The organism is Mycobacterium sp. (genome assembly GCF_040509115.1).
Lineage (GTDB): Bacteria > Actinomycetota > Actinomycetes > Mycobacteriales > Mycobacteriaceae > Mycobacterium.
Window position 1 is genome coordinate 1 of the sequence record NZ_JBEVLO010000182.1, and the last position, 4413, is coordinate 4413.

The window sequence follows — 4413 nt, forward strand, 5'->3', positions numbered from 1 at the left end:
GCCTTGCCAGAATCGTCGTAGGCCGTGCGACTCATGGACAGCAGCGGCGCCCCGGCCTTCTCGGTCAACAGACGGGCCTCAGCCCTGGTGGCGGGCCGTGCGCCGATCCGTTGCCTGGCCAGCCGGATGTGCACGCCCTTGGCCCGCAAGGCCTGGTAGAGGCCACTGGTCTCGAGATCCTCCGGCGCGGGAGCCAATTCGACGGGCAGATAGTTCGTCATCACCGCGAGCGGCTCGCCGTTGGCGCTCCGAAGCCGCTGGATGGTGACGATCTCGTGGCCGCTGGACAGGTTGAGCTCAGCGGCGACCTCGTCACTCGCCTTGCCGAGCTGGTAGTCGAGAAGCTGCGTCGTCGGACCCTGGCCCGCGCGGGCGAGATCGTCGAACAGGCTGGTGAGCTCGACGCGGCGATGAACGGGGTTCTGCACCACCTGGGTGCCTACGCCCCTCTTGCGCACCAGGAGGCCCTTGTCGACGACTTCCTGGATGGCTCGCCGGGTGGTCGGGCGCGACAGCGTGAGCCGCTTGGCGAGGTCGAGTTCGTTCTCGAATCTGTCCCCCGGGACGAGGTCGCCGTCCCGAATGGCAGCTTCGATCGCTTGCGCGAGTTGGTAATACAGCGGCACGGGGCTCGACCGGTCGAGCTCAACGTCCAGCGGCACGTCGCCTCCGATCTTGGTGACCAGGAAGAATGGCCCTCAGGGTAACACCCGCATGACCGCAAGTCTGAATGTCAGGACAAACTATTGACAGAGCGGAGTGACCAGGGGCACAGTCTTAGGCGAGCCCATCATCTATCGCCCGGGAGCAGACGTGTCCACCTCAGAGCCGTTCGACGTGCTGGCCATCGGCCGGAGCGGCGTCGACATCTACCCATTGCAGATCGGCGTCGGCCTCGAAGAGGTGGAGTCATTCGGCAAGTTCCTCGGCGGTAGCGCTGCCAACGTCGCGGTCGCCGCCGCGCGGCTCGGCAACCGCACGGGCCTGATCTCCGGTGTCGGCGACGACCCGTTCGGCCGTTTCGTACGAGCCGAACTCGCGCGCCTCGGCGTCGAGAACGAGTTCGTGAGGAAACACGACGAATACCCCACGCCGGTGACGTTCTGCGAGATCTTCCCGCCCGACGACTTCCCGCTGTACTTCTACCGCAAGCCCAGCGCCCCCGATCTGCAGATCACCCCCGACGAGATCGACGCGGACGCCGTTCGGGCGGCCAAGCTCTACTGGTCGACGGTGACGGGGCTATCCGAAGAGCCAAGCCGGAGCGCGCACTTCGCAGCCTGGGCAGCACGTGGGGCCACCGACGCGGCGGGCAGGGACGGAGGGCGCGCCCCGCTCACGGTCCTGGACCTCGACTACCGACCGATGTTCTGGGAGACGCCCGCCGCGGCGACCGAGCAGGTGCAGCGCGCGCTCCAGTACGTCACCGTGGCCGTCGGCAACCGCGAGGAGTGCGCGATCGCCGTCGGCGAGACCAATCCGCACAAGGCGGCCGATGCCCTCCTCGACCTCGGCGTCGAACTGGCGATCGTCAAACAGGGTCCGCGCGGCGTGCTCGGCAAGACCAAGCACAGCTCGGTCACCGTTCCACCGAACGACGTGGACGTCGTCAACGGGCTCGGTGCCGGAGACAGCTTCGGCGGCAGCCTGATTCACGGTCTCCTGCGCGGCTGGTCGCTGGAGAAGACCCTTCGTTACGCCAACGCCGCCGGTGCGATCGTCGCATCCCGGCTCGAATGCTCGACCGCAATGCCGACGGCCGCAGAGGTTGCCGAGTTGGCCGAACAAACCGCAGTGGAGGCCGTCAATGTCTAACGCAGATCATTCCCCCGTCGCTTCGCTCGCCCCAGAGCACTCCCCCGTCGCTTCGCTCGCCCCGGCTTGCTCCGGCTACACCCAGGTCACCGACCTACGCGCCGCCGATCCGGGTGCCGTGGCCAGAGCGTGGCAGAACCGGACCACCCGCCCGACCATTCAGGGCGACGGCCGCTTGATGATCGTCGCCGCCGACCACCCGGCCCGGGGTGCGCTCGCCGTCGGCAATCGGCCGACCGCCATGAACAGCCGCACCGACCTGCTCGACCGACTGCGCGCGGCGCTGGCCGATCCCGGGGTCGACGGTGTCCTCGCGACGGCGGACATCCTTGACGATCTGCTGCTGCTCGGGGCGCTGGAGAACAAGGTCGTGTTCTCGTCGTTCAACCGTGGCGGTCTCGCGGGCGCAGCCTTCGAGTTCGACGACCAGATGACCGGCGCGACCGCGGACTCGACCGCTGCGGCGAACATGAACGGCGGAAAGATGTTGTGCCGCATCGCCCTCGAAGACCCGGGCACCGTCGCCACCATGGCGGCATGTGCGAAGGCGGTCGACGAACTGGCAGCGCACGGCCTGATCGCCATGCTCGAGCCGTTCATGTCGAGCCGGGTGAACGGCAAGGTGCGCAACGACCTGAGCCCCGACGCGGTGATCAAGTCGGTGCACATCGGTCAGGGCCTCGGCTCGACGTCGGCGTACACGTGGATGAAACTTCCCGTCGTCGACGAGATGGACCGCGTGATGGAGTCCACCACCCTGCCCACCCTGCTGCTCGGTGGCGATCCGCCCGACCCAGACGAGGCCTTTGCCAGCTGGGAGAAGGCCCTCGGGCTACCGTCGGTGCGCGGCCTCATCGTCGGACGCACGCTGCTCTACCCCGCCGACGACGACGTGAGCTCCGCTGTCGCGACAGCGGTTTCGATGGTGCGCTGACATGCACAGCAAACTCTACATTCCAGCGCGCAGTGCCGAACCGCCGTTCACCGTCGACGTCACCCCGCAATCTGCCGGCTGGTCCGAGTCCTCGCTCCAGGTGCTCGAGCTGGACGACTCGCAGCGCGCCGAGCTCAGCACCGGCGACACCGAGGTGATGATCCTGCCGTTGGCCGGCGGCGGGACCATCGAGTGCGATGGGGAGACCTTCGAGTTGGCCCAGCGCGCGTCGGTGTTCGACGGTCCATCCGACATGGTCTACCTCGGCATCGACCAGACCTACACCCTCTCCGGTGAGGGCCGCTTCGCGGTCTGCGGTGCCAAGGCCAAGCGGTCCTTCCCCAACCGTCGGGTGGCCGCCGCCGACGTGTCGGTGGAACTGCGCGGTGCGGGCAACTGCAGCCGCCAGGTCCACAACTTCGGCACCGCAGGCGTCTTCGAGGCCGACTCGCTGATCGCGTGCGAGGTCATCACGCCGGGCGGCAACTGGTCCAGCTATCCCGCGCACAAGCACGACGAGAACACCGCCACCGAGTCCGAACTCGAGGAGATCTACTACTTCGAGATCGCGCCAGGGCCTTCCGAATCCGGCACGGCTTCCCGCGGTTTCGGCTACCACCGCGTGTACGGCACCCCGGATCGTCCGATCGAGGTCCTCGAAGAGGTCCGCACCGGCGACGTCGTCCTGGTGCCGCACGGTTACCACGGCCCGTCCGTCGCCGCTCCCGGCTACCACATGTACTACCTCAACGTGATGGCCGGACCGGGCGCCGAACGCGCGTGGAAGATCGTCGACGACCCCGAACACGCATGGCTGCGGGGCACCTGGGACGACCAGCCAGTAGACCCTCGCCTTCCTCTACACCAGACAGGAGCCTGACCATGGTTTCGACCGCACCGAAGCGGGCCGAGAAGGTCGCCGACTCAGAAGGCACCGTACGACTCACCGTGGCACAGGCCACCATTCGATTCCTCGGCAACCAGTACGTCGAGCACGACGGCAAGCGCACCAAGTTCTTCGCGGGCGCCTTCGGCATCTTCGGACACGGCAACGTGGCAGGCCTCGGCCAGGCGCTGCTCCAGGACGAGATCACCGCATTCGAAGCAGGAACCGAGCCGTCGCTGCGTTACGTGCTTGGCCGCAACGAGCAGGCCATGGTGCACAGCGCCGTCGCCTACGCGCGCCAGAAGGACCGCCTGCAGACCTGGGCCGTCACCGCCAGCGTCGGGCCCGGCTCGACCAACATGCTGACCGGAGCCGCACTCGCCACCATCAACCGGCTGCCCGTGCTCCTGCTACCCGCCGACACGTTCGCCACCAGAGCCAGTTCCCCCGTGCTGCAGGAACTGGAACTACCGTCCTCCGGCGACGTCACCGTCAACGACGCATTCAAGCCGCTGTCGCGCTACTTCGACCGGGTCTGGCGCCCGGAGCAGTTGCCCGCCGCGCTGCTCGGCGCGATGCGGGTGCTTACCGATCCGGTCGAGACCGGCGCCGCGACGGTCGCGATCCCCCAGGACGTACAGGCCGAGGCCCACGACTGGCCGGAATCCCTGTTCGCCGAACGGACCTGGCACGTCGCCAGGCCGCTGCCGGAACGCTCGGTCATCGCCCGCGCCGCCGAGGTCGTCCGATCGGCGAAGAAGCCGCTGATCGTGGCGGG

The 4413-nt window shown here is 67.9% G+C and carries 5 protein-coding genes; 4 read left to right on the forward strand and 1 reads right to left on the reverse strand.

Features of this window, described 5'->3' with window-relative positions:
* Window positions 1-662, reverse strand: a 662-nt coding sequence (locus tag ABW137_RS12950; protein ID WP_526400474.1) for a GntR family transcriptional regulator, incomplete at its 3' end; no start/stop codon positions are given.
* A gap of 151 nt (window positions 663-813) precedes the next feature.
* On the opposite strand from ABW137_RS12950, the gene iolC reads away from it, so the two are divergent.
* From iolC to ABW137_RS12970, 4 genes are all read left to right on the forward strand, one after another.
* Entirely contained in the window at window positions 814-1815 is a 1002-nt protein-coding gene (gene iolC / locus ABW137_RS12955; protein ID WP_526400476.1) for a 5-dehydro-2-deoxygluconokinase, read from the forward strand.
* The gene (locus tag ABW137_RS12960; RefSeq protein ID WP_526400477.1) at window positions 1808-2749 is read left to right on the forward strand and encodes a Cgl0159 family (beta/alpha)8-fold protein; all 942 of its coding nucleotides are present in this window, start codon (window positions 1808-1810) and stop codon (window positions 2747-2749) included. The genes iolC and ABW137_RS12960 overlap by 8 nt, the downstream gene beginning before the upstream one ends.
* A gap of 1 nt (window position 2750) precedes the next feature.
* On the forward strand, window positions 2751-3629 hold the full coding sequence (iolB, locus tag ABW137_RS12965) for a 5-deoxy-glucuronate isomerase (RefSeq protein WP_526400479.1): 879 nt from the start codon (window positions 2751-2753) through the stop codon (window positions 3627-3629).
* Window positions 3630-3631: 2 nt separating this feature from the next.
* Window positions 3632-4413: thiamine pyrophosphate-binding protein (locus ABW137_RS12970; protein WP_526400481.1), on the forward strand; the 782-nt coding region annotated here is incomplete at its 3' end.

Bases quoted from the DNA above. Each gene is read 5' to 3' on its own strand.
- ABW137_RS12960 (WP_526400477.1), top strand. From the start codon at position 1,808: ATGTCTAACGCAGATCATTCCCCCGTCGCTTCGCTCGCCCCAGAGCAC.
- iolB (WP_526400479.1), top strand. From the start codon at position 2,751: ATGCACAGCAAACTCTACATTCCAGCGCGCAGTGCCGAACCGCCGTTC.